General features: G+C 37.6%; 2 pseudogenes. Both read right to left on the bottom strand.

Going from position 1 to position 1,275, the window contains the following annotated elements:
* Positions 1 to 292 precede the first annotated feature (292 nt).
* A pseudogene (locus J7R05_RS07150) lies at positions 293 to 430 on the bottom strand (helix-turn-helix transcriptional regulator); the annotation flags it as partial.
* Between the two features lie 172 nt (positions 431 to 602).
* A pseudogene (locus J7R05_RS09355) lies at positions 603 to 1,029 on the bottom strand (site-specific integrase); the annotation flags it as partial.
* Positions 1,030 to 1,275 lie beyond the last annotated feature (246 nt).

Below are 1,275 nucleotides of genomic sequence, written 5' to 3'. Positions count from 1 at the left end.
CCTTAAGTCTTTCTGCATTTGAAGACCAACAATTCCCCTTCCTTGCTTTTGCTTGGAAGGGTGGTTTTTTTGCTCATTCCACCATCTCAACGCTGTATGTGAAGCAATATGATGTAGGGAATACACTTAAGTAATCCTGTTACTTGCATCACAGGATGGATTTTGCACTTCGTAAGCTTCGTGTGAAAATGAAAAGCCTTGTCTATCCTTACGTGACAAGATGTTCTTTTTATGCCGCGTCGTTATAACGTTGCTGTTTCGCTTGTTCTATTACATTGATCAGATCCGATTATAACCAACGCGATAAAAAACCAAATTTTAGGGGTTTTGGAAGAGAGACATTGGTTACATGACGGTAGAATGTTGAAACACTCATATGAAGCAATTTTGCACTTTCACGGTCTGTCAAAAGAACATCATTTTCTGTCATTATAAAATTTTTTCACTATAAAAATGGCAACAAATCATAACTGTTTATTAACCATATTTTGGTTCATTTTTTAAGGTATTTTATTTATATAAAACAATATTTTATCATATAAAATCTGATGTGATATGTGATGAATCTTATTGAGATGATATGTGAGACAAGAGAGCTAAAGTTATCCACAAATAATGGGGTTATACACCTCATATCTTAAGGATTGATCGGTGACATAAGCCGCCCATTTATCCATATAGATCCGGCGCTGTTCTAGATAATCAGTACGACGATAGGCACGCTCTACTTTACCGCCCACCGTGTGACCTAGAATGGTTTCAGTGACCTCATAAGGGGGTATCGGTTGTTTCAGCGAGCCAATCGCGTAAACTAGAACGAAATCCATGGGGACGTGCTTCAAGTCTAGCACGTTTCATATGCTGTAATATATTACTTCCACCAAGAGGATCATGACCGGTAACAGAAAGGATAAAATCACTTTTGGAGAGATAACGGGCTTGTTCAATTACTTTTAATGCTTCAGATGATAAAGGCACACGAAACTCTGTTGTAGCATCACGCCTTCCTTTCATATTCTCAGCAGGGAGCCACTTTTTTTGTGACTTTAGCTAAGGTTTTTCGTCTTGGAAAAAAAGCTGAACGGTGCAAACGAACAGAGAAAATTTTAAAAGTAGCAACAACACGAGTTGAAGTAGAAGATGAAGTTAAAAAGAAGTGATGTTGATGTGCGCTCTGATCTTTCTGAGTGGGTGTGTAAGAAATGAATACACTTCTTGTGTTGGATGGATGCCAATATATTTGGATAGGCAAGATTACAATGCAATCAGTTCAAA

This window comes from Bartonella capreoli (genome assembly GCF_902813205.1).
GTDB lineage: Bacteria > Pseudomonadota > Alphaproteobacteria > Rhizobiales > Rhizobiaceae > Bartonella > Bartonella schoenbuchensis.
This window is presented reverse-complemented; position numbering and strand designations above follow the sequence as displayed.